Origin of the sequence: Yersinia sp. 2542 StPb PI (assembly GCF_048593855.1) — a bacterium.
GTDB lineage: Bacteria > Pseudomonadota > Gammaproteobacteria > Enterobacterales > Enterobacteriaceae > Yersinia > Yersinia enterocolitica_E.
In genome coordinates this window covers 1-1,594 of sequence record NZ_JAZGQA010000377.1, presented here as the reverse complement: position 1 = coordinate 1,594, position 1,594 = coordinate 1, and the positions used below count along the sequence as shown (strand labels likewise).

Here is a 1,594-nt window from a genome sequence, read left to right as displayed (position 1 = left end):
ATCAGATGGACGTATTCAAGCAATCAGAAGTGTGGTTTGTCATTGGTAGCCAGAACCTGTATGGCCCGAAAACCCTGCAACAAGTTATGGATAATGCCCATCAGGTGGTTAACAGCCTGAATAGTGAAGCGGGCTTGCCAATAAAACTGGTACTAAAACCGTTGGTGACCACACCGGATGAGATAACTGCACTGTGCCGTGAGGCGAACTATGATACCGCCTGTATCGGGGTAATGACGTGGTTACACACCTTCTCTCCCGCCAAAATGTGGATTGGCGGTTTGAGTATTCTGAATAAACCTTTATTGCAATTCCACACTCAGTTTAATGCTCAGATCCCGTGGGAAACCATGGATATGGACTTTATGAACCTGAACCAAACCGCCCATGGTGGCCGCGAGTTTGGCTTTATCGGCGCGCGGATGCGCCAACAACACAGCGTGATAACCGGTCATTGGCAGGATAAAGCAGCGCATCAACGTATTGGTCAATGGATGCGAGTAGCGGCAGCCAAACAAGAAAGCCAACAGCTTAAAGTGGCACGTTTTGGCGACAACATGCGTGAAGTGGCAGTAACCGACGGTGATAAAGTGGCTGCTCAAATCCAGTTTGGTTACTCAGTTAATGCCTATGGGATCGGTGATTTAGTCACGGTGGTGGATGCCGTTAGCAAAGGTGATATTGATACCTTGGTTGAAGAGTATGAAGCCACTTACCGCTTCACTGATGCGGTAAAACTGAACGGCAATAAACGTGAAAATTTGCTGGATGCGGCCCGTATTGAATTAGGCATGAAGCGTTTTCTAGAACAAGGCGGTTTTAAAGCCTTTACCACTAACTTTGAAAATCTGTATGGCCTGAAGCAGTTACCGGGGCTGGCAGTGCAACGACTGATGCAACAAGGTTACGGTTTTGGCGGTGAAGGTGACTGGAAGACCGCCGCGTTGCTGCGCATTCTGAAAGTAATGGGCACTGGCCTGAAAGGTGGTACCTCGTTTATGGAGGATTACACCTATAACTTCCAACCAGGCAATGATTTAGTGGTTGGCTCTCATATGCTGGAAGTGTGTCCCTCTATCGCCAAAGAAGATAAACCGTTGCTGGATGTACAACACTTAGGTATCGGTGGTAAAGCCGATCCAGCGCGCTTGATCTTCTCTACACCGGCAGGCCCGGCACTGAATGCCAGTTTAATTGACATGGGGAACCGTTTCCGCTTATTGGTCAACGTCGTCGATACTGTCGAACAGCCACACCCATTACCTAAACTGCCGGTAGCCCGTGCTATCTGGCAAGCTCAGCCATCGCTGGCAACGGCTGCTGAAGCTTGGATTATCGCCGGTGGCGCGCACCACACGGTATTCTCTCAAGCCGTCGGGGTGGATGAATTGCGCCTGTATGCCGAGATGCACGGAATTGAATTCCTGTTGATCGACAATGATACGACGCTTCCTGCATTTAAAAATGAAATCCGCTGGAACGAAGTGTATTACCATCTAAATCGCTAAGTTAAGCCGAATACTATTATTTAATCTGTTGATTTAAATAGACCGGGTAATTTAAATAGATCTGATAATTAAATATAACAATTGAT

1 protein-coding gene is annotated in these 1,594 nt (G+C 47.6%); it reads left to right on the top strand.

Features of this window, described 5'->3' with window-relative positions; translation table 11 throughout:
- Window positions 1-5: 5 nt before the first annotated feature.
- A complete protein-coding gene (araA, locus tag V1952_RS21745) occupies window positions 6-1,508 on the top strand; it encodes an L-arabinose isomerase (RefSeq protein WP_420071750.1) in 1,503 nt (500 codons plus the stop codon).
- Window positions 1,509-1,594 lie beyond the last annotated feature (86 nt).